Annotated in this window: 18 protein-coding genes and 1 pseudogene; 11 read left to right on the forward strand and 8 right to left on the reverse strand. The window is 40.9% G+C overall.

All coding sequences use genetic code 11. From position 1 onward, the window contains the following. Positions 1-133: 133 nt before the first annotated feature. On the reverse strand, positions 134-1459 hold the full coding sequence (locus tag HXY43_RS22520) for a dihydroorotase (RefSeq protein WP_290888052.1): 1326 nt from the start codon (positions 1457-1459) through the stop codon (positions 134-136). A 413-nt stretch (positions 1460-1872) separates the two neighbouring features. Here HXY43_RS22520 and lepB point away from each other — a divergent pair, with 413 nt between their 5' ends. The 7 genes from lepB to HXY43_RS22555 all read left to right on the forward strand — a co-directional run bounded on the left by lepB (position 1873) and on the right by HXY43_RS22555 (position 13257). Continuing rightward, on the forward strand, positions 1873-2514 hold the full coding sequence (gene lepB, locus HXY43_RS22525) for a signal peptidase I (RefSeq protein ID WP_290888055.1): 642 nt from the start codon (positions 1873-1875) through the stop codon (positions 2512-2514). Positions 2515-3378: 864 nt separating this feature from the next. Then, a complete protein-coding gene (locus HXY43_RS22530; RefSeq protein ID WP_290888058.1) occupies positions 3379-5223 on the forward strand; it encodes an EAL domain-containing response regulator in 1845 nt (614 codons plus the stop codon). A gap of 28 nt (positions 5224-5251) precedes the next feature. Then, positions 5252-6304, forward strand: a complete 1053-nt coding sequence (locus tag HXY43_RS22535; protein WP_290888061.1) for a PleD family two-component system response regulator — start codon at positions 5252-5254, stop codon at positions 6302-6304. A 124-nt stretch (positions 6305-6428) separates the two neighbouring features. Next, entirely contained in the window at positions 6429-7859 is a 1431-nt protein-coding gene (locus tag HXY43_RS22540; RefSeq protein WP_290888213.1) for a response regulator, read from the forward strand. Positions 7860-7903: 44 nt separating this feature from the next. Then, positions 7904-9079 carry a circadian clock protein LdpA gene (ldpA, locus tag HXY43_RS22545; protein ID WP_290888064.1) on the forward strand — a complete coding sequence of 392 codons (1176 nt, stop codon included), beginning with the start codon at positions 7904-7906 and terminating at the stop codon, positions 9077-9079. 66 nt (positions 9080-9145) lie between these two features. Beyond that, positions 9146-10876: a R3H domain-containing nucleic acid-binding protein gene (locus HXY43_RS22550; RefSeq protein WP_290888067.1), complete on the forward strand. Its 1731-nt coding sequence runs from the start codon at positions 9146-9148 to the stop codon at positions 10874-10876. Between the two features lie 608 nt (positions 10877-11484). Then, positions 11485-13257 (forward strand): hypothetical protein, encoded by a 1773-nt coding sequence (locus tag HXY43_RS22555; RefSeq protein ID WP_290888070.1) that lies wholly within the window; start codon positions 11485-11487, stop codon positions 13255-13257. A gap of 43 nt (positions 13258-13300) precedes the next feature. On the opposite strand, the gene HXY43_RS22560 is transcribed toward HXY43_RS22555, so the two are convergent. Next, entirely contained in the window at positions 13301-13969 is a 669-nt protein-coding gene (locus HXY43_RS22560) for a LuxR C-terminal-related transcriptional regulator (RefSeq protein ID WP_290888074.1), read from the reverse strand. A 107-nt stretch (positions 13970-14076) separates the two neighbouring features. On the opposite strand from HXY43_RS22560, the gene HXY43_RS22565 reads away from it, so the two are divergent. Then, a complete protein-coding gene (locus HXY43_RS22565; RefSeq protein ID WP_290888077.1) occupies positions 14077-14733 on the forward strand; it encodes a DUF3386 domain-containing protein in 657 nt (218 codons plus the stop codon). Here the strand turns inward: HXY43_RS22565 and HXY43_RS22570 are convergent. The 6 genes and pseudogenes from HXY43_RS22570 to HXY43_RS22595 all read right to left on the reverse strand — a co-directional run. Continuing rightward, positions 14710-14985 (reverse strand): GntR family transcriptional regulator, encoded by a 276-nt coding sequence (locus HXY43_RS22570; RefSeq protein ID WP_290888080.1) that lies wholly within the window; start codon positions 14983-14985, stop codon positions 14710-14712. The two genes, HXY43_RS22565 and HXY43_RS22570, sit on opposite strands and share 24 nt — an antisense overlap. A gap of 265 nt (positions 14986-15250) precedes the next feature. Continuing rightward, entirely contained in the window at positions 15251-16066 is an 816-nt protein-coding gene (locus tag HXY43_RS22575; protein ID WP_290888084.1) for a DUF1838 domain-containing protein, read from the reverse strand. A 63-nt stretch (positions 16067-16129) separates the two neighbouring features. Further along, positions 16130-17017 (reverse strand): DNA adenine methylase, encoded by an 888-nt coding sequence (locus HXY43_RS22580; RefSeq protein ID WP_290888087.1) that lies wholly within the window; start codon positions 17015-17017, stop codon positions 16130-16132. 7 nt (positions 17018-17024) lie between these two features. Continuing rightward, the gene (locus HXY43_RS22585) at positions 17025-17693 is read right to left on the reverse strand and encodes a phosphoribosylanthranilate isomerase (protein WP_290888090.1); all 669 of its coding nucleotides are present in this window, start codon (positions 17691-17693) and stop codon (positions 17025-17027) included. Positions 17694-17725: 32 nt separating this feature from the next. Then, positions 17726-18928 (reverse strand): AbrB family transcriptional regulator, encoded by a 1203-nt coding sequence (locus tag HXY43_RS22590; RefSeq protein WP_290888094.1) that lies wholly within the window; start codon positions 18926-18928, stop codon positions 17726-17728. A 372-nt stretch (positions 18929-19300) separates the two neighbouring features. Beyond that, positions 19301-19507: pseudogene (locus HXY43_RS22595) on the reverse strand (isocitrate lyase/phosphoenolpyruvate mutase family protein); the annotation flags it as partial. 412 nt (positions 19508-19919) lie between these two features. Here HXY43_RS22595 and HXY43_RS22600 point away from each other — a divergent pair. The 3 genes from HXY43_RS22600 (at position 19920) to HXY43_RS22610 (ending at position 22203) form a co-directional block, all read left to right on the forward strand. Continuing rightward, positions 19920-21122, forward strand: a complete 1203-nt coding sequence (locus HXY43_RS22600) for a response regulator (protein WP_290888097.1) — start codon at positions 19920-19922, stop codon at positions 21120-21122. Between the two features lie 216 nt (positions 21123-21338). After that, positions 21339-21701 carry a response regulator gene (locus HXY43_RS22605; protein WP_026731862.1) on the forward strand — a complete coding sequence of 121 codons (363 nt, stop codon included), beginning with the start codon at positions 21339-21341 and terminating at the stop codon, positions 21699-21701. 10 nt (positions 21702-21711) lie between these two features. Further along, positions 21712-22203 carry a chemotaxis protein CheW gene (locus HXY43_RS22610; protein WP_290888102.1) on the forward strand — a complete coding sequence of 164 codons (492 nt, stop codon included), beginning with the start codon at positions 21712-21714 and terminating at the stop codon, positions 22201-22203. Positions 22204-22240: the final 37 nt, after the last annotated feature.

Here is a 22240-nt window from a genome sequence, read left to right on the forward strand (position 1 = left end):
ATGAATTATGTGTGCATACATTTTTGTAGTTCGATGCCAAATCATTGTAGAGACGTAGCAATGCTACGTCTCTACATACCCGTGAATTGTAAATTCATATCTTGATTCAGCAACGCCGACCAATGACTATTAACTATTGACCAAATGTTAAAGCCTGTCCCCGCACTTGTGTATGCAACTTGCCTTTTTCGTAAACAAGCTGACCACCGACAATTGTGTAAGTGGGCCATCCAGTCAGATTCCAACCTTCAAAAGGACTCCAACCACATTTGGTTAACAATTCTTCGCGTAAAACTGGACGATAGGTATTTAAATCTACAAGGACTAAATCAGCATCATAACCAACAGCGATCGCCCCTTTGTTAGCAATACCATATGCTTTAGCCACAGCGGTTGACATCCAGTTAACAACTTGGGCAAGAGTGCATCGCCCTTGCATCGCTGCTGTTAGCATTAAGAGTAGAGAAGTTTCTACCCCTGGCATTCCCGAAGGACTATTAGGGTATGGTTGCGCTTTTTCTTCTAAGGTGTGGGGTGCATGGTCGGTAGCAATAAAATCTATGACACCGTCATGCAAAGCTTGCCAAAGGACTTCGTTGTCGTGGGGCGATCGCAACGGCGGATTCATCTGTGCCAATGTACCAATCTTTTCATATGCACTGGTATTTAAAAATAAATGTTGGGGTGTCACCTCAGCCGTTACCCAGTCCGGTTTATGCTGACGCAGCAACTCTGCTTCCTCCGCCGTAGACATATGCAGAATATGCAGACGGCGTTGGTATTTTTGCGAAAGTTTTAATGCTTGCTGAGTTGCCAACAGTGCTGCTTGATTATCTTGGATTTGAGAATGAACTGCTACATCACTAATTCCAGCAAATTCCTTGCGTCGTTGGTTGATTCTCGCTTGGTCTTCGGCGTGAACAGCAATGAGGCGGTTTCCTTTGGCAAATATTGCCTCTAAAACCTCTTGTTGGTCTATCAGTAACTGACCATGCATTGACCCCATAAAAATTTTGATCCCAGGAGTTGGGTTAGCCAGGAGCAAATCTGGCAAATTTTCTGCTGTCGCCCCAATGAAAAAGCCATAGTTGACAAGACATTTATTTTGAGCACGCTGCAACTTATCATCAAGCGCTTGCACTGTTGTGGTGAGGGGACGGGTATTCGGCATTTCCAAAAAGGAGGTGACTCCACCTTTGGCACATGCACAAGTAGCAGTGAACAGGTCTTCTTTATGTTCTAGTCCCGGTTCCCGAAAATGTACCTGTGGATCGATGACGCCTGGCAACAAAGTTAACCCTTCTGCGTCAATTTCTTTGAGCGGCGCTGTGGTCGTGGATATTTCTGGTGCGACTTCGACGATCTGGCGATCGCGCGTCAGCACATCCCCAATCATTAATTCTCCATTGGGTAAAATTATCCGAGCACGACGAATCAGCAAACTAGTAGGAGATGACATGGATGATCTAGCGTTAAGACAAGAGCTATTTGTTACACAGTACCCTGTGAGGGCGGAGTGTGGAAGTGTAAATGAGTGGGGGGTGTAAGAAAATAAGGGTGTGGCAGTGCAGGGGTATGGCAGTATAGGGAAAAATCAAATTCAAAATACACTCTTACATCTTTATTTCCTCAAACCCTTACACCTTTAAACCCCAGTGAAAAAGAATTATCCCTTTAGGTTAAACTTAATTGGACTGTTAGCGATTACTTTCCATAATATTCGTCACAAAAAATTTCTCGTTTTAACTATGAATTAAGCCTATCAAGATCACAACATCACTTAGAAAGCAAATTTGTACAGTTAAGATTAAAAATATACTATCCCCAAGCAGACGAGTTAACTAGCTGCATCTTCTCTAATCAAGTAACTTCATGCAAAATCAAGTGTCTGATAACAACTCTAGCCAAAAACCCGATAGTTCCTGGATTGCAGAACTAGGTAGAACTATTGTATTAAGCATCGTGCTAGCTTTGGGTATTCGCACCTTTGTCGCCGAAGCTCGCTGGATTCCTTCTGGTTCAATGGAACCAACCTTACATGGTTCACCCAATCAGTGGGAGGCAGATAAAATTATTGTCGATAAGTTGAGTTATAACTTTTCTAATCCACAAAGAGGGGATATTGTAGTCTTTTCACCTACAAAAGAATTACAGCAAGAACAATATCAAGATGCTTTCATTAAGCGTATTATTGGTTTGCCGGGAGAAAAGGTAGAAATAAGAAATGGTAGAGTTTATATTGATAACCAGCCCCTCCCAGAAGAAAGGTACTTGTCCTCTTCACAGCGCACAGTAATAGATGTTTGCACGTCAGGTTCGCAACCACCTTTTCTATCCAAACCAGTGACAATACCTCCAAACTCCTACTTAGTATTGGGTGATAATCGTAATAGCAGCTATGATAGCCGCTGCTGGGGTGTTGTTCCGCGTGAAAATATCATTGGTCGTGCCATAATTCGTTTTTGGCCTTTAAATAACATTGGCAGTATCGATCAATCGCCACTGTATCCCTAGGAAAGAAGAAAGTAGAAGGTATTGGGGTGAGTAAGGGAAACTAGAGAAGCAGTATTAAACAACCAACCACCGTACGGGCGGGTTGAGAAACCTGCACAAGAGTTTCTTATGGAAAGCCAGTCTGTTACGGAGGTTCCTGTAGACGCCCTCTGGGCGTCTTCCCGTAAAGGTATATGTTGGAACGCTTCCCCCCAACCCCATGCTCCGTGGTGAACTTTAAAACTAAGCGTTGTAGGAACCAGCGTAAGAAGCACGGCGTCGGTGCTTAAAGTTTTAATAGAAGCTTTTTACAACTGGTGCAAAATTTAAATAGTAAAAATATTTTTTAAACTAGCTAGAATCACAGCTAGTCTTTTTAAGTTTTTTGTAAAAAAAATCATTTTTTTAAACAAAGCCTAAAAAAGTAATAATTTCTAGCTAATTTTTGAGAATCTAAACATTAATGTTAAATAAAGTAAATAATTTTTACTTTTATTTCTAAAATATTTTGAAAAATTGGCATATTAACTGAATCAAGTTAAGTGTTATAACTAGAATTTAAAGCTTAAGTATAGAAGGCTATGACAAGATTAAAAATACTAGTATATTTAACTAAACAGTTTTATACAAAACTATTAAGGTTATTCATGGATTTTTGAGTAGCAGGTTGTAATCAGGTTCTATCACGACTCAGCAGAATTCTCCATTTCTTAGACAAAGTCTCAATGATGCGATGAATTTCTGACAAACAATTATTTCACCCTACATAAATTTATTACACAACAAAAAGGGGTGAAATGTAGATGTATCCAGATCGCATTAAACCTAACACTGACAAAAATTAGGCTAAATCTATATAAGTCGGTTGTGCAGATATTTTTACAAATGAATTACGAACGATCATACTTTGAAAAAAAAGACATTTTGATTATTGATGATATGCCAGATAATCTGCGAGTTTTATCTTCGCTCCTGACAAGGGAAGGTTATGGCGTTCGCAAAGCATTGAACTGGTACATGGCACTTACTGCTTGCCAAACATTATTACCAGATCTGATTTTACTAGACATTATGATGCCAGAGGTTGATGGTTATGAAATTTGCCGGCGTTTGAAAGCTTGTAGGCTAACTGCCGATATTCCAGTAATTTTTATTAGCGCTTTAGAAGATGTTTTTGATAAAGTAAAAGCTTTTCAGGTAGGTGGGGTAGACTACATCACAAAACCTTTTGAATTTGAAGAAGTTTTGGTGCGTGTGGAAAATCAACTGGCGTTGAGGACAGCACGACTAGAAATTTTGAAACTCAACACCGAATTAGAAAATAGAGTAAACGAACGCACTTCGCAGCTAGAAAAAGCTCTCTATAAACTCCAACAAGAAATTAATCAACGTCAGCAACTACAAACTAAATTGCTAGATATAGCATTGCATGATTCGCTGACCGGATTACCTAACCGAGTTTTATTTATCAAGCGACTAGAACAAGCTCTCAATCGTGCCAAGCTAGAATCTGATTATCACTTTGCTGTTCTATTTTTAGACTGCGATCGCTTCAAAGTCGTGAATAATTCTCTTGGTCACTTAGTAGGAGATGAATTGCTAATAGCGATCGCTCGTCGCTTGCAAGCATCTTTAAGCCCATTTGATTCTTTAGCAAGATTTGGTGGCGATGAATTTGCTATTCTTTTAGAAAACATCACAGATATCAGCACTGCAATCGAAGTAGCCGAATGTATTCTCAAAAAATTATCACAGCCTTTTAAGTTGTTCAGATATGAAGTATTTATTAATGCGAGTATTGGGATTAATTGGGGCAATCATAACTATGAAAAATCAGAGTACTTGCTAAGAGATGCTGACACGGCAATGTATCGTGCTAAGGCTCTGGGAAAAGCTAGATATCATGTCTTCGACCCTGCTATGCATCAGGAAGTTTCTCAGCTTTTAGAGTTAGAAAATGATCTGAGAAGAGCAGTTGAACGCCAAGAATTTGTAGTTCACTATCAACCGATCATTTGTATAACTACAGGTGCGATCGCTGGATTTGAAGCCCTGATCCGTTGGCAGCATCCGACAAAAGGACTAGTTTATCCTACAGCATTTATTCCTATAGCAGAAGAAACAGGTTTAATTAATCATATCAACATCTGGGTATTGCAATCAGCTTGCCAGACTTTACGTCTGTTGCAAAATCATCCAGCTACAAACAAAAACCTGAATAGCCTGACTATTAGTGTCAATCTTTCACCACGTTTGTTTTCTCTACCTAATTTTCTCGCTGAAATAGACCAAATCCTTGATGAAACTAAAATAAATCCTGCCAATTTAGAGCTAGAAATTACTGAAAGTTTACTTATAGAAAATAGTGATGTTATCAAAACTATTCTTTATGAACTAAAAGAGCGAAAAATAAAATTAGTTATGGATGACTTTGGCACTGGCTATTCCTCTTTAAGCTACCTGCATAGCTTTTCTTTAAACACCCTCAAAATTGATAAGTCATTTGTCAAACGTATGCAGGAAAATCAACAGAATATGGGATTAGTACCAGCAATTATTGGCATTGCTCATTCGATGGGGATGATAGTAATTGCTGAAGGTGTCGAAACCCAACACCAGTTAACTCAACTGAAAAATTTAAAGTGTGATTTTGCTCAAGGACTTTTGTTTTCTGGTGCCATAGAACCAGAATTAGTTTTAAACTTAATTGCTACTGCACCTCAATGGTAAATATCAAGCTTTCACTGGGGTAACAGCAATGAATCAAGAGCCAGCATCTGCCAATCAAGGTAACATTCTCATCGTTGACGATCAGCTAGATAATCTGCGTGTGTTATCTACTATACTTACTGAAGAAGGTTATCAAGTTCGTAAAGCTTTAAACGGGCAAATGGCTTTGATTGCCTGTCAAACTCTAGCACCAGATTTAATCTTGCTAGATATTAATATGCCAGATATTAGCGGCTATGAAGTATGTCAACGTCTAAAATCTAACCCACAAACATGTAATATTCCTGTGATTTTTATCAGCATCTTAGATGATGTTACAGACAAAGTAAAAGGAATTAAAATGGGTGGCGTAGACTACATTACCAAGCCTTTTCAGTTTGAAGAAGTAGTAGTGCGAGTGCAGAATCAACTAACTATCCAGCGCCTACAAATGCAACTTCAAGAAACTAACCAAAAACTTTTAGAGCAAAATTCGTTATTGCGATTGGAAATTGAAAAACGCCGCAATACAGAAATAACTCTGCAAGAAGTTAACGAAAAATTGCAAGCAATGGCTTTGTTAGACAGTTTAACAGAGGTTGCTAACCGTCGTTACTTAGATGATTACTTGCAAAGAGAGTGGCAACGCTCAGCCAGAGAGCAAACTCCTCTAGCATTTATGTTATGCGATATCGACTATTTCAAATTATATAATGATACTTACGGTCATGTAGCTGGTGATACTTGTTTAACACATGTAGCCAAAGCAATTAAAAGTGCAGTTAGGCGTCCAGCAGACTTAGTAGCTCGCTACGGAGGAGAAGAGTTTGCTGTGATCTTACCAAACACAAATTTTTCTGGAGCCATGCGAGTAACCGAAAATATTCAATTGCAAGTACAAGAACTAAAAATAGCTCATTCTGCATCTTTTGTAAGTGAATATCTAACATTAAGTATTGGTATTGCGGTTTGTCTACCCAGTCATCAATATTCACCAGATACTTTAATTGCAGCTAGCGAACAAGCATTGTATCAAGCTAAACAACAAGGACGTAATAATTACTGTGCTTACATATCTTTTTCTAGTCATTATTTACTATGATAAAACCCTGATGATCAAAAAATAAATGTGAGAAAACTAATATATCTGAGAAATTAATCAAGACAAAAATTGATTTTTGTCACTATCAAAATAGTTTGCAAAAATAAATTTACATATGACTAAAATGCATTTCAATCAAGAGAAAGATTACCAAGTAAATATTCTGGTTGTTGATGATACACCAGATAACTTGCGTCTTTTGTCAGCAATGTTGACTGCACAAGGTTATGAAGTTCGCAAGGCTTTAAACGGGAAAATGGCGCTTACCGCTTGTCAAATGGTATTACCAGATGTGATTTTGCTAGATATTAACATGCCAGGAATGGATGGCTATGAAGTTTGCAGGCAACTGAAAGCTGATGATCAAACTTGCCAAGTTCCAGTCATTTTTATTAGCGCTCTTGATGATGTTTTGGATAAAGTCAAAGCCTTTGATGTGGGTGGAGTAGACTATATCACTAAACCTTTTCATGGTGCAGAAGTTATATTGCGAATAGAAAATCAAATCAATTTACGCTTGTTACAAAATAAACTGCAAGAAAAAAATTTTTTATTACAAGAAACTCTTGATGAATTGAAGGCTGCTCAAGTCCAAAGAATTCAAAGCGAAAAAATGGTAGCACTAGGAAATTTAGTAGCAGGAATTGCCCATGAAGTGAACAATCCAATCAGTTTTATCTATGGTAATCTCGAATATGCCAGTCAATACGTGCGAGACTTAGTGAATTTAATTGAGGTATATCAGCAGGAATATCCAAATCCGACACCAAAAATTCAAACAATCGTCAAAGAGATAGACCTGAATTTTTTGATTAACGATCTGCAAAACCTCATGGGTGCGATGTACAGAGGATCTGATCGCATCCGTTCTATTGTTCAGGCACTACAAAACTTCTCCCGTCTCGACGAAGCCGAGATGAAGCAGGTTGATATCCATGTAGGTATAGACAGCACCCTGGTAATGTTGCAACATCGGCTAAGGGAAACACCAAATCGTCCTGCTATTGAGGTAGTGAAAGAATACGGCAACTTACCCCTAGTTAGCTGTTATGTCAGTGAACTCAACCAGGTTTTTATGCATCTGTTGAACAATGCGATTGATGCTTTGGATGAGTCAAGAGGAGGCAGTGCGGTGGACGGGTCTCCCGGCATAAAGCACCTGCCGTTCAATAGTCAAGAGTCAATAGTCAAAATCCCCGAACTATTGACTATGGACTCTGGAACGCCAGTCGCTACAACGGAGGGAACCTCCGCAACGCGCTGGCTCCTCTTGACTAAACCCCAAATTCACATTCGCACGATGCTAACAAACTCAGATACTGTAAAGATTTGTGTAGCCGACAATGGCTCCGGTATAGATGAGTCGGTGCGATCGCGAGTGTTTGACCCATTTTTTACCACAAAGCCTGTAGGCAAAGGCAGTGGACTGGGATTATCGATTAGTTACCAAATTGTAGTGCAAAAACATCAAGGCAAGCTCACTTGCACCTCATTACCCGGACAAGGAGCCAATTTTACCATTGAAATTCCCCTACAACAACCACAATTAAATTGAGCAATTGCTTCCAACATTTTTCAGTCACGTAGCATAATAGAAATGTGACTGATCACCTCGACCCATTACTATCTCTAAAAGAAGGTCACTGGTTCAAGCTCATCTGCGGAGCCAGTTTCCAGCATCTGCCTGCGGTCAGAAGTTTAACATTAGCCTACACTTTGGCTGGCGCTGACTGCATAGATGTGGCTGCCGATCCAGCTGTAATCGCCGCAGCGAGAGAGGCGCTACAAGTTGCTACCAAATTTGCTAAGGATGCCAAAGAGCGAGGCTTTGGCAACACAGGAAAATCACCGTTTTTGATGGTTAGCCTCAACGATGGTGAAGATCCGCATTTTCGCAAAGCAAAGTTTGACTCAACAGAGTGTCCCCCAGATTGCCACCGACCATGCGAAAGAATTTGTCCAGCACGGGCAATTAAATTTAGCAATATACAAGAGGATTTTTCAGGAGTCATTTCCGAAAAATGCTACGGCTGTGGTCGTTGCATTCCAGCTTGTCCATATGAGATAATTTATACATCCTCCTATGTATCAACACCAGAAGCGATCGCACCATTGATCCTGTCAACTGGGGTTGATGCTGTAGAAATACATACTAAAGTAGGGCGTTTGACAGAATTTCGGCGATTGTGGCAAGCAATTTCACCGTGGACTAAACGCTTGAAGTTAGTAGCGATTAGCTGTCCCGATGGCGAAGGTATGATTGATTACCTGCACGCCTTGTATGACGCGATCGCCCCATGTAATTGTGCTCTAATTTGGCAAACCGACGGCCGTCCGATGAGTGGTGATATAGGTGATGGCACCACTTTAGCCACGGTGAAATTAGGGCAAAAAGTTTTGGCAGCTAAATTACCGGGATACGTGCAGTTAGCAGGTGGCACTAATAGCTACACTGTTGCCAAGTTAAGGGCAATGGGACTGCTAGGCAACGGGAAGGACACGGGGACGCGAGGACACGAGGACGGAGGGAATTGTTCCTCAAATTCCCTCTCCGCGTCACCGCGTCTCCCATTCTCCGCGTCTTCTATTTCTGGAGTAGCCTATGGCAGCTACGCCCGTGTATTGCTGTCACCAATTCTTGAGCAGTTAGAAGCAAGGGAGGTGAATGACGCCAGTGTCAAAACAACTGTCCGCCTAGAAGAGGAACCAGAATTGCTCTGGCAAGCTGTTGGGCTTGCCCATTCTCTCGTTTCCCAGCTCAAGTCACAGCAGTAGGGGCAAAGGCAGTGCCTTGCCCGTACAAGCAAGTTCGCTATCTCTAAAAACGTCACCATAATAAGCATGACGATTACAGACGATCTCCAAAAGTTGTTAGATATTTTGCCCCAAGACCTGCGGCAAAAATTAGAGAAGCATCCCCAACGAGATAGTTTAGTTGAAGTGGTCTTGGATCTGGGCCGTCGCCCAGAGGCTCGCTTTCCCCATCAAGCTGAGTATCTGAGCGACGCGCCCGTTAATCAGGAAGTAATAGATGATTGCATCAAGCGAGTGGGAAGCTTCGGCGGAGATAATCGAGCAGGAATAGAGCAAACTCTGCACCGGATCAGCGCTATCCGCAACCGCAACGGCAAGATAATTGGCTTAACTTGCCGCGTTGGTCGGGCGGTGTTTGGAACCATTGGCATGATCCGCGATTTAGTAGAAACTGGTAAATCGATTCTCATGCTGGGACGCCCAGGTGTGGGTAAAACCACTGCCTTGCGGGAAATAGCCCGTGTTTTGGCGGATGATTTGAACAAGCGAGTAGTGATTATTGATACCTCTAACGAAATCGCGGGCGATGGCGACGTTCCCCACCCGGCAATTGGTAAGGCAAGACGGATGCAAGTAGCTCATCCGGAATTGCAGCATCAGGTGATGATTGAGGCAGTGGAAAACCATATGCCAGAAGTCATCGTCATTGATGAAATTGGCACGGAACTGGAAGCTTTGGCAGCTCGTACAATTGCGGAACGGGGTGTGCAGTTGGTAGGTACTGCCCACGGCAACCAAATTGAAAACTTAATCAAAAACCCCACCCTTTCCGATTTGATTGGTGGTATCCAAGCTGTGACGTTGGGAGACGATGAAGCTAGACGACGGGGCAGTCAAAAAACAGTTTTGGAACGCAAAGCCCCTCCTACCTTTGAAATTGCTGTAGAAATGCTGGAACGGCAACGCTGGGTAGTCCACGAAAGTGTTGCTGACACAGTCGATACTCTGCTGAGAGGGCATCAGCCTAGCCCGCAAGTCAGAACTGTTGATGAAGATGGCAAAGTCAAGATTACACGCCAGTTAACTGCTCTCAACGGTCGCTCCCAAAGCCTGGGCAAAGAAGAATCTTTTGCACCAGCACGACAGTCTAACGGCTGGCGTTCATCGGGGCAAATGCTACCATTGCCGCCCACAGCAGAGCCGCCAAAGCTTTCTAGGCACAGTGAGTTTGACCGCTTGCTGGATGAATCGTTAAATCACTTTGACAGCTTTAATGACGTTGATACCAGACTGGCAGGGCCTAACGGCGAAGATTTGCCACTGCACGTTTACCCTTATGGTGTCAGCCGCAGTCAATTAGAACAAGTAATTGAGGTGCTGAATTTGCCAGTGGTATTGACAAAAGATATTGATAGTGCTGATGCAATTTTGGCACTGCGATCGCACGTCAAAAACCACGCTAAATTGCGGCAAATGGCAAAAGCTCGACAAGTGCCGATTCACATGATTAAATCCAGCACGATTCCGCAAATTACCCGTGGCTTGCGGCGATTGCTGAACATAGACGATCCGGAAATTACTGACGATCGCGAACTGCAACTATTTCTCCACAGTGCCAGCGATGATGAGATTGACGCCCTAGAGGAAGCTAGACTTGCAGTTGAGCAGATTGTCATTCCCAAAGGACAGCCTGTAGAATTATTGCCGCGATCGCCCCAAGTGCGGAAGATGCAACACGAGTTGGTGGAACACTACCGCTTGAAGTCCCATAGCTTTGGGGAAGAACCAAATCGGCGCTTGCGGATTTATCCGGCGTAACCTCACCCCCTAACCCCCTCTCCGTGAACGGAGAGGGGATTAATAGTGCTAGTGCGATCGCAGTCTGCTAAGACAACAGAAATTAAAGATAAGATGAAAAAATGTCAGATTCGCAAGAGTAATAAATACTGTCGATGAGCAAACCAGTATCTTTTCAGAGAATAGTCGAGCATGTAGAGGCTCTTTCGACCGAAGAACAACTTGCTGCTAGAACTGATATATAAAAGACGAGTGGAACAACGACGTAAATAAATAGCAACAAATGCAGCACAAACGCTGGAAGCAATCAGAACAGGTACAGTCAAGCATGGTATACTTGCTAACCTGTGTGCTAATTTGTTAAGTAGAAATGCTCTACCAACTTGAGAAGTTAGTGTTAAAAGGCACTTTTAATAAATAGTCTGTCCTGCTTTTGGCAGGGACGCATTATGTTTAGCTGTTAGCTAAGAAGTGTTAGCTAGACTAATCGCTTAGGAAAAACTTTGAGGAAGTAAATAAGTATAAATGCTATTTTATACCAGCTTGTAGTTTAAGTAACATATCATCCCTATTTACTCTTTGACCTAGCTGATACTGCTTTCATCTGTTTCTCACCAACTGAGCAAAGCTTGGAGGGACTACGTTGGGTTGTACAGGCCGCTCGCAAACAACGAGAATATCAGGGCAAACCTGATGTGCGATTTGTGGTAACACCGATACCACCAGTAGCTGCTGAACAGCAGAAAATTTGGAGAGATAAAGTTGAAAACTGGATCGAAGACAACTGGGGTTTACCAACAGGAATGACTGTTGGAGAACTTTACTATGAAGTTTTATACAATCCTAATGTCGCAACTTTATCTAGTTTAGTTAATGATATACCCAAGAGTTTACTAGATGCTTATCTACCTCTTGCTGATACGATTGATGCAAGCTTGCCAGATATTAAGCAAAGAATAGTAAATAGAACTAATGATGACCGGAAAAATGTACTGAATGAGTTAATGTTTCAGGCAGCAACTGCACAGGAATTAGAACCAGATAACATTCCAAATATATTTCAACGCACGGAGGATTTTCCTAAATTTTTGAATAATAAAACTTGGCTAATTCGTGGTGCAAAAGGAACAGGTAAAAGCCTTTTATTTCGACTTTTTGTAGAACAGCCAGATGCAGCTAAGGAATTAGCTCAATGCGACGTAAACTTAAATAATGTTAATTTTATTCCAGCGCATGGTCAGCCCAGAATATCAAGCAGCATTCTCGAAAGTGGTGATTTGGCTAGCTATGAGCAACAAGTCGGTGAGAATGACTGGCAATTTTTTTGGCTTAATTATGGTCTTTTACAACTATGTAATAGCAAATCAGAGTTACGCTCTGTTTCTGGTTTAGATCAGAAGTTAGTTGCATTAAGCGCTCAAGACAACCCTTCTCATGCTGAGATTGTTTCATGGTTGGTGGAGCGCTCGAAATCTCCCCAAGCGCGGCCGCAAGCATCTGATGAGTTACGTGCAATTGACCGATGGTTGCAGCAGAATAATCAAGTTGTATGGCTACTTTATGATGAGCTAGATGCTGGTTTTGGTTCTAGTCAAAAAGATTATGAGCGACGCAGACGCGCACTTGAAGCTTTGCTTGCTTGGTGGTTAGAAAGCGGGACAAGTCTGAAGCAAATAACCCCTAAGATATTTTTACGCGAAGATATCTGGAATCAACTCAACTTTACCAATACAGGACATTATAGTGGGCGATCGCTCCAGCTACGTTGGGAAGAAACTGATTTATGGCGACTGGTACTTCGACAAGCCCTCAAAAGTTCCGAATCTCTGAGAAAATTTTTAGAGCAAAAGTTAGGGGTTACTGTCGAGCGACTAAATTTAATTGGACTTGAGCAATTGCGTCAAAGCCTTTATCCCCTATGGGGTGAGCGGATGGGGCGTACAAAAAAAGCCTACACTTACAATTGGGTTCGTAACCGTATAGCTGACAGTAAAGACAACTGTTTTCCACGCAGTTTGATTTTACTTCTACAAGAGGCAGTGAAACTTGAAAAAGAATTTACTACAGAATACAGTCCTGAGATTACTTTGCGTCCAAAAGCATTAATCGATTCTTTTCCCTATGTTTCTCAACAACGTGTGGCTGAAGTACGTAATGAATACCCTGAATTAGATCAATTTCTACAGAGACTCCAAGGAGAACGTTCTCCTATTGATGAGAATCGTTTAGCGGAAATATGGAAGGTGGAAGATAGTGGGGAACTAGCTCTTCACATCAACGATATGCTCGAAGCTGGTATTTTCACGGAACGTTCTCGTTTTAAAGATCCTCCCCCCCGAGTATATGGTGTTGTTGAATTATATTTATATGGACTAGGTATGGTTCGCAAGGGACAGCGGTAGGGAAGTATTTGCTCTATTGTCTATAAAAAACAATAACACTGTATCAACCCCCAATATCTTGCAGTTTTGCCACCATTTCCGCACGCGCCGATACTCCCAACTTGCGAAACATCCTTTTCAGTGCTTGCTTCACCGAATTTTGCGTAATAAACAGCTTCTCGCCTATTTCTCCATTCGTTAACCCCTGCGCCACCAACTCGGCAATTTCTAACTCGCGTGGAGTCAGGCGACTAACTAATGGGGAGTTGAATGTTTTTGGTTTCGCCCTGAGGGTGGCAAGTTTTGCTGACAAATGCAAACACAAAGCGCTCAAGTCGGCTAAATCGTTGGCATCAAAAGCGGGACTACCGTCAGCACGGGCAAGGTTCAGCGTCCCCACCAAGCGACCATCACAGACAATTGGCCCACTCATCACGTGGGCGTGGTCTTGGCGGGAACAAAAATGCTGCCAGTCTCCTGGGGCTAATATTAATTGTTCATGGGCGGGAGCATGACGTTCAGTAACATAGCGCCCAACCGGATTGCCTTCTAAACAAACTTCCGGAATAGTTTGAACGTCCACATCTACCGTGGACAGGTCGTCTGATAAATATAGACCCCAACGTTCCACGCCAAAATGTTCGCCAACTGTGTTCGTTACAGCTAGCCGTAGTTCTTGTTCATTACGAGCGTTGGCGATCGCATCAAATAAACTATGAAGGGAACGAACCATAAAGTGTACCCAGTTGGGGTCTAGGCGGACTCCACAATTACTTCTATGCTAACTAATAGCAGCTAAGCTAAAAAGCTAACATAAACTAGCAACTATAGGAGAAACAAGTGACTGCAACACAAATCTCTGCCCAAGAACTCTTCCGGGCTGCTTACGAGAACCGTTACACTTGGGATAAAAATTTCCCTGGATACACCGCAGATATCACCTATAAGCAAGACGAGCAGGTGTTTACAGGCAAAATTCGCGTCAACGCCAATCTCAAAGCGGAGGTTTTTGAGGTAGAAGATGAACAAGCCAAGCAGGCAATTCACAATCAGGCTTGGGAAATAGCCGTTCATCGCGTCCGTCGCAGCTTTGAAGAAACCCACGGTGCAAATACATTTAGCTATGGTGACACCGACGAGACAGGCGCAGTTGAGATTATAGTTGGCGGTAAGTCCACAGGCGACAAATACAAAGTTCGTAACAACATAGTCAGCCTCGTTCACCGTCACATTCACGGCGTTGTTGTCACAATTAACACCTTTAGCACTCAGGACACTGGGGAAGGCTACCTCTCTCACACCTACGACTCCGTATACCACGATCCGAAAACGGGGGAACAAAAAGGCGGTAGAAGCGAATTCGAGGATGAATACGAAAAGGTTGGTAACTATTTCATTTTGAATCGTCGTTTTATTAGCACCGATACAAAAGCACAACCTTCAATCCAAGAATTTATCTTTTCTAACATTAAGTTATTGGAACCTGTTGCAGTCTAATTTATGCAATAAGCTGCATAAAAAATTAGTAGTGGTGTGTGCTTGTGTATAAGCACACACCATTTTTTTATATTGAGCGGTATAAGCCTCAATAATGGTTAGTTTATTGACTTGCAAACTCTGTGCTAGAGAACGGATAGAAGGAAGGCGATCGCCACTTTGCAATGCACCAGATTTAATCAGACTACTGATGCGATCGCGAATTTGCAAATACAGAGGTTTAGCTGACTGCCGATCCAAAAAAATCTTCATTTCGGCACACTTTTAAAGACTACAAAAGCACGAATATTCGCAATATAAGTGATTTTCCAAACTTATGCATGGTACAATCGGGCGATTTTTGACTAGAACAGTTGCGATCGCCCATAACTGTACTAGGTCAAATCTGCGAAATTTGTACCTTATCAAATCAAAATTTCTGAGTGAACGTGAAAGATATAGTTAGGGTGCAGGTACGATCGCTCTTGGATGCACACCCATTCCCCACAGTCCTTCTGTTTTATATTCTTCTGGATGATTAATTTTCTTCTGCTGCTGGTAGGGGGAATCTTTCGCCAGCTAAATAAGCATCAAAATTTTGTTGAAAGTAAAGCCAAGAAGTCATATCTTCCACATCTAAAAAAGATTTGGGAGCATTCCTATACAAAGGAACGCGGTTATTAATTTCGTCTTGAAGCAGTTGCGGTAACTCATTGAAGCCATTGACTTTGCTACCATAAGCACTGTAAATGAGATAACCGGGGCGATCGCCCATTTTCATCCAAGGAAGCCACTGACCAATCCTATCCCAGCTCAGCCGGAGTTGAGAAACCGAAGGAAGTTCTGAATTAAATAAATCTGCGGTAGGAACGGTGATTTTAAATAACTCCGCTGCTTGATAAGTAGATTGTGGGCTGTATTTAGCAAGTTTTGAATTTTCTACTATGGGGTTGGGATAAGTAGGAAATATATCAAACACAAAAGTTGTACTGTCACCATCTACTTGTGCCGGAAACTTGCCTTTAAAGTGACCTTGCACGGGATTATTAGCAACGTGCATCACTGGAACTGTTTCCCTTGTCCAAGGATTATCCCACTTATGCAACACTTCTTCTGTCTCTGGGTTGAGGTAGTAAGTCAGTTCCCTAGAGGTAAAATCCCAGCTACCCTCTTCTGTGGGAATGCATCTGCTCACACTCATGCCGACCATTTTAAACAAGAGTGTTCGCTTCTCACCAGGAATAAAAGCGTAGATTTTGCCTGTCCAGACAAGAAAACTGGATTCGGTGGGATCTAAGGAGGAACGAGTTTTAACCCAGTGCGAGGCGTCTAATTCTTGAATTTGGGCACCCATGATGTGGCTCCTTGCAATGTAACTAAATCAACAATACTCTCTGAGGTGAATTTACAGCCAAAGTTAGTTGAAAAAATTCAGGCTCAATTGTCCAGATGTATTGGCAAGGCTGTTATTTTTCAATTTTTGCTCCCAACTCTGTTGAATCTTGTAGTTTGTAATTATTAATTCTTTTCCCTTAGCAGCACCACTCTGTTTATAATTATTCATGCCATATTGCAATTCCCAATTATAGATATGAAATAGTTGAAAATTTTCGCGAATCTGGGGAGAGTCATCATAAGTTATCAGCCAGCGATGGTGGCATTTTTGCACAAGCTCGGCAAATATTTGATGATCAAAAGAAGTGTGCAAATCGCCATCCTTACCATATAATTTTGATTTTGTAGCAGTAAAATAGGGTGGATCTAAAAATAAAAATACATCTTCACCTTCTGCATTTAAAAGGTGACTGTAATCCAAGTTAGTAATCTTAATATTATCTGTTAAAATGGATTCTAATTTTTCTAGACGTTCTATTGATGAGTCAGTAAATCTTTTATGAAAGGCTTCTTGAGAAAATCCTCCTGATTCTACAGTGCCAGAAAAAGTAATTCTATTGAGAACAAAAAAGCGCACGGCTCTATCAAAATCAGATAATTCATTTACATCTATGGTTGTCAATTCTTCAAATAATAATCTGCCGTCTGTATAACTATGTTTAATCCGACGAACTTCTGCAACTAGCTGAGGTAGATGGGATTGAGCAAACTTCCAGAAAAGGAATAACTCACGATTTAAATCGTTAATCCAAAACTTCAAATCAGGAAATTTTTGTTTTAAGTATATGAAGACAGAGCCACCACCAATAAAAGGTTCTCTAAATTCAGAAAAACTCTCTGGTAAATATTCTGCAATTGTATTGAGCGCTTTTGATTTACCGCCTGGGTAACGGAGAGGGCTTTTAAGCATAAAATAGTCAAATACAAGATTTCAACTCTTGAAATAAACACTTGAGCTTGTCTGGATCTAATTTGCCATCACTGCGAACTCCACTACACAAATCCAATCCAAAAGGGCCGACTTGCTTGACTGCTAAAGCAACATTTTCAGGCTTTATCCCTCCTGCTAAGAAAATTGGTACGTCCACTAGTTCGCGAATTTTAGCACTCAAATTCCAGTTGTGGATGCGTCCTGTACCTCCTAACTCTTTTACTAACAGTGATTGATTACCAGAATCTAGAAGAATTGCATCTACATGAGGTGCTAGTGCGATCGCCTCTTTTATCGATTCTTCTGTACTAACGTGGATTACTTGCACAATCGAGATTCCCGGCAAAGCGTTGCGAATATCTTGATAGCTGCCAAATTCTAAGCGATCGCATATTTGCACGGTGTTTGTACGGCAGTACTTCAGCTGTTCTATAATCTCGTTCGCATCTTGGCTGCAAGTCAGCAAAAAAGTAGCAATTGGCGGTGGTACAGCAGCGGCGATTTCGGCAATTAGCTCAAAAGAGATGACACCAGGGCCACTTGGCATTGTAGAAACGAAGCCAAGAGCAGATGCACCGCAACAGATAGCAGTCCATGCTTCCTCAATGCTGCTGATACAGCAAATCTTGACTCTTGGCGTTACTGTTCTTTCCATTATTTAATCAGGCGTTGTATAGCTTAATTTTTCTACTTTTCAGGTAGGAGTCCTTCTGTCCTCTTCATATCAAGATGGCGAAACAAAAATACCCAAATTGGCAGGGAAATGTTAATTGCGATTAGTCGTACTACATGACCTGCTGTGACAATTTCTACATTATGATTCAATGTCAGAGCAACTAAGATAATTTCCGCAGATCCTCCAGGTGCTGTCACCAAAAGACAAGTCAACCAATCCCAAGAGGTTAATTGCATGGCAAGCAAAGCAGCGATCGCCCCAGCAGCGAGAGTCATCGCTACCGACATCAAAGCATATCCTATAGTTTGTTTTCTGATCGTAGATTTGTCACCCCAGTACTCACCAATAGTAATTCCCAACAGTATTTGACCGAGTAACTTGATTGCAAGTGGCGGAGTAAAGTTAATGTCACCTACAAAAGGCAGCGAATCCAAAACCGGATTGAACGCCATCCCCACTAATAATGCTGCAAAAAAAGGGGCGGCAGGAATTTTCAATAATGTCGCTAGGTAAACTGCTAATCCTGTTACTAACAGCGCTAACGAGAGTAATCCTAGATGAGATGGCTCGAAAGAAAACAAGCCATCTTTTATAGATAGTGCTTGCGGTTGGAAACAAGCGCTACTTGAGACTCTAGCTGATAAAGGAATTAGAAAAACTACGGAAGTAACGCGCAGTGCTTGCACGAGCGCTACAAGGGTGACATTTTTATCGTAATCTGCGGCGATCGCCGCCATAATACCCACACCACCAGGAGCTGTAGCCAGCATTGCTGTTAAGAGATTGGTTTTGCTCAGACGCGAGTAAATATAGCCAATGCAGCTACCACACAACAGTAGAAAAAGCGTGAGAAAGATAAAAACTGGAACACCAGCAGCAACATTGGCTAGATTAGTGTGAGCATTAGAAGCACCAATAGTCAACCCTGCAAGTACCAGTCCAATCTTTCTAGTAGTGCGGTTGGGTTTGGGAGAATAGTTATAAAAAATCCGGCTTGTCTGAAGTACCGCTACACCAGAGGCAATACCCCCAAATATCCACGCAATTCCACCAATGTTGAATAGGGAAAGGGCTAAACCAAGGGGTAAAGCCAGAAGCATTTCTAAAGCAGGGACTATTAGTTGCTTGATTTGTTGCTGTTGTTTGGTAGCAGTAGGATTTTCTGTAGTGCCATCCTTTTGCTGATTAAGAGCAACACTTAAGCTTTGATTCATTAACACGCGCTTCTGAAATTAACTTAACTATTTAACCAAGCTAGCGCGATCGCACAACAGATGCATCTGTGGTTGGTTGTTGTTTGTTGGTTGTTGGTGGTTGGTTGTTAGTAGTTAGTGGTTAGTGGTTAGTGGTTAGTAGTTAGTGGTTAGTGGTTAGTGGTTAGTAGTTAATGGTTGTTAACTATGCCCAATGCCCAATGCCCACTCCCCCACTCTCCCACTCTCCCACTCCCATTCCCTATTCCCCATTCCCCATTCCCATTCTCCTACTCAGCAAACTGCCTTTCTATTTGCAAATACTCAGGAACGCCGATGAGTTCTTGAAAATCTTTGAAGTTAACCAACTCATGAAAATTAACCGTGGTTCCCTCTTCCTTCTACACTGTAGAGCATTTCCGTGGCAGTGAGAAAACCATAGTCAGGCAAACCGAGTGTAGAAGCAGCAATACCAAAGCCGCTAGTTGCCACGACTTCAAAGCCTTGCTTTTCAGCAAGTTTTGCTCCCAAACAGTCATAAACGCCAGGAATTACCAGAATTTCTGGACGTTCTAGCAACTGTCGCAGTTTTTTTTCCAGAAGACATAGATTTTAGCCTCTTTCCGTTCGATCCAGTTTGACTGCATATGGGAGGCTTTTTCTACGGTAGTATTAATGTAATTTATTTTACTAACTTACAAAGAAGCGATCACCTGGCAAGCCTATCTTGCGCCAATGATTATTGTAATTTATGATATAAGTATAATTAAGTGTTAAATTTCATACATAAAGCTGTTCCTTTACTAATTAGTAGCTGAAATAGCTGAATCATAAAGGTTGAGATGACTTTCATTAAAAATATTGCATAGAAAAAATCAGAATTTGCACGGATATATATTTTTTTGCAAACTTGTAATAATTACATCATAAAAGATTACAAATTGATAGCTTTATAGTACACCAGTTGACAGCTGAGATTAGTAGCAAACTGGATTCTTAGGAGAAAGATAAAATGAATCATCCTGAACAGATGGGTGTGAAGAATTTACTATTGGAGTTTCAGAATTTTCATAAAACACAATATAGTGGGGCTTTAGATATTACAACTAGTAATCGCCATAAATTTCGCTTTTATTATCATCAAGGAAGTATTGTTTGGGCAACAGGTGGAAATCACCCCCACCGACGCTTACGCAGACACATGGCTCAACATTTTCCTCAAATAGATTTGCAGAGTATCCAGTGGCGCTGGCAAAATCTATCGATAAACAATTGGGATTACCAGTTATTGAAAGCTTTACATCAAAAGCAGAAAATTCAATTGTCACAAGTTAATATAATTGTGGAAAGTACAATCGCAGAAATCTTGTTTGATATTATCCAGCAAGCACATTCTACTCATGTTTTTTGCGAACGTCGTTTAGAAGTTATTTTAGATTCACCTATGAGTTTTGCAAGTATAGAAATCTCTTTGCAGCAGGTACGCCAGTTATGGCAAAATTGGTCACAAGCAGGATTATCAAGAGTTTCTCCTAATCTAGCGCCTTGTGTAAACCAACCAGAACAATTGCAACAAGAAGTTAATCAAAGTGTCTACAATCATTTCATCACTTTGATTAACGGTAAATATACTTTGCGTGATATTGCTGTAAAAATGAAGCAAGGTGTGTTGCCTATCACTAATTATTTATTACCATACATAAAAAAAGGACAAATTCAGCTTCGAGAAGTAACAGATTGGCATTTAAATATAAATACAGCCACAGGAACTTCTGTGGATACACCGTTAATCAAACAAACAAATCTATTAGTCGCTTGTGTAGATGATAGTCCACAAGTAGGTCGTATCTTGGGTGAAATGATTATTCCTAATGGTTTGAAATTTATTCATATTCAAGATTCTACAAAAGCTCTAGAGATTTTAATTGAACGAAAGCCAAACCTGATTTTCTTAGATTTAATGATGCCATGTACAAATGGTTATGAACTTTGCGCTCAATTACGAAGAATTTCTCTTTTTAATCAGACACCAATAATTATTTTAACTGGCAGTGATGGCATTTTTGATAGAACTCGCGCTAAGGTAGTAGGATCTACAGATTTTATCACTAAACCAATTGTAGCTGACAAAGTGATGGGTATATTACGTAAATATTTGTCAGTTCAATCATCAGTCAATAAGATACTTGAGAAACCTGCGACAGTACAAGTTTAGAATCAGTCAATATTCAAGGGTAGTAAATGTAAGCAGATATCTGCCTCAAAGCATCATGAGTATAATTTGAAATAAAAATTAATAATATAAAAAATTAGATTATACGTATTGATACTGAACCTATTTAATAAAAATCGCTTCAGAATTAAGAATATCTTAGAAATGGCAAGTTAATTTTTTCGCTTGAATTAGTACAAAATCGCATTTTAAATCGCTATGAATACAGTTTTAGTTGTTGAAGATGGATTGGCAGATTTGGAACTCATTAGTAGTTATCTACAACAAGCTGGATATCACGTTATTAGAGCCAAAAGTAGTGAAGAAGCCGAAGAAAAGCTGATGCAAAGTCAGCCTGATTTAATTTTTCTAGATGTGATATTACCAGGTAAAAGCGGTTTTGAGATGTGTAGAGAAATCAAAAATAATCCTGCAACCGATAAGATTCCTGTAGTATTTTGCTCTACTAAAAATAGTGATGTTGATAAAATGTGGGGCAATATGTTGGGCGCGGATGCTTATATAAGTAAACCGATAGATAGAGATGAACTTGTTATAGTTGCCAGGCAATTAATTAAGTGATTCCGAACAGATGAAAATAGAAAGTCAGCAAAGATTTTTAAGTTTTTCTTTAGGAGAAAAAGATATTGCACTCCTCACATTGGAATATGTCCAAGAAATATTTCCCATTGCATTGACAGATATCTGCCGAGTACCGCAGATGCCTAGTTGTGTTTTCGGTGTATACAATTGGCGTGGTGAGATGCTATGGCTAGTTAATTTAGAGGATATGTTAGGTTATCCTCCCTTAGCACTACAAGCGCGTTTTTCCTCTAAACTTATGGCTATAAAACTCTTGTATGAAGAGAAATCTTTAGGGGTATTAGTGCGTGAAATTCGAGATATTGAGCCATTTGACCCACAATTTTTGAAATCGCCAGATGGTCAGTTATTTTCTCCAGAAATGGCTCCTTTTGTGCAAGGTTACTTCGTGAATCCGGCTGAGGAAATATTAATTTGCTTGGATGTTAAGGCTATACTCCAAACACCAATATGGATAAGTCACAACCAAATTTTGTCTTGAAGAAAGGGATTAGAGGCTAGAGACTAGGACAAAATAA

Origin of the sequence: Fischerella sp. (assembly GCF_013388695.1) — a bacterium.
In the GTDB taxonomy this organism is placed as follows: Bacteria; Cyanobacteriota; Cyanobacteriia; order Cyanobacteriales; family Nostocaceae; genus PCC9605.

Bases quoted from the DNA above. Each gene is read 5' to 3' on its own strand.
- HXY43_RS22520 (WP_290888052.1), bottom strand. From the start codon at position 1,459: ATGTCATCTCCTACTAGTTTGCTGATTCGTCGTGCTCGGATAATTTTA.
- lepB (WP_290888055.1), top strand. From the start codon at position 1,873: ATGCAAAATCAAGTGTCTGATAACAACTCTAGCCAAAAACCCGATAGT.
- HXY43_RS22530 (WP_290888058.1), top strand. From the start codon at position 3,379: ATGAATTACGAACGATCATACTTTGAAAAAAAAGACATTTTGATTATT.
- HXY43_RS22535 (WP_290888061.1), top strand. From the start codon at position 5,252: ATGAATCAAGAGCCAGCATCTGCCAATCAAGGTAACATTCTCATCGTT.
- HXY43_RS22540 (WP_290888213.1), top strand. From the start codon at position 6,429: ATGCATTTCAATCAAGAGAAAGATTACCAAGTAAATATTCTGGTTGTT.
- HXY43_RS22550 (WP_290888067.1), top strand. From the start codon at position 9,146: ATGACGATTACAGACGATCTCCAAAAGTTGTTAGATATTTTGCCCCAA.
- HXY43_RS22560 (WP_290888074.1), bottom strand. From the start codon at position 13,969: ATGGTTCGTTCCCTTCATAGTTTATTTGATGCGATCGCCAACGCTCGT.
- HXY43_RS22570 (WP_290888080.1), bottom strand. From the start codon at position 14,985: ATGAAGATTTTTTTGGATCGGCAGTCAGCTAAACCTCTGTATTTGCAA.
- HXY43_RS22575 (WP_290888084.1), bottom strand. From the start codon at position 16,066: ATGGGTGCCCAAATTCAAGAATTAGACGCCTCGCACTGGGTTAAAACT.
- HXY43_RS22580 (WP_290888087.1), bottom strand. From the start codon at position 17,017: ATGCTTAAAAGCCCTCTCCGTTACCCAGGCGGTAAATCAAAAGCGCTC.
- HXY43_RS22585 (WP_290888090.1), bottom strand. From the start codon at position 17,693: ATGGAAAGAACAGTAACGCCAAGAGTCAAGATTTGCTGTATCAGCAGC.
- HXY43_RS22590 (WP_290888094.1), bottom strand. From the start codon at position 18,928: ATGAATCAAAGCTTAAGTGTTGCTCTTAATCAGCAAAAGGATGGCACT.
- HXY43_RS22600 (WP_290888097.1), top strand. From the start codon at position 19,920: ATGAATCATCCTGAACAGATGGGTGTGAAGAATTTACTATTGGAGTTT.
- HXY43_RS22605 (WP_026731862.1), top strand. From the start codon at position 21,339: ATGAATACAGTTTTAGTTGTTGAAGATGGATTGGCAGATTTGGAACTC.
- HXY43_RS22610 (WP_290888102.1), top strand. From the start codon at position 21,712: ATGAAAATAGAAAGTCAGCAAAGATTTTTAAGTTTTTCTTTAGGAGAA.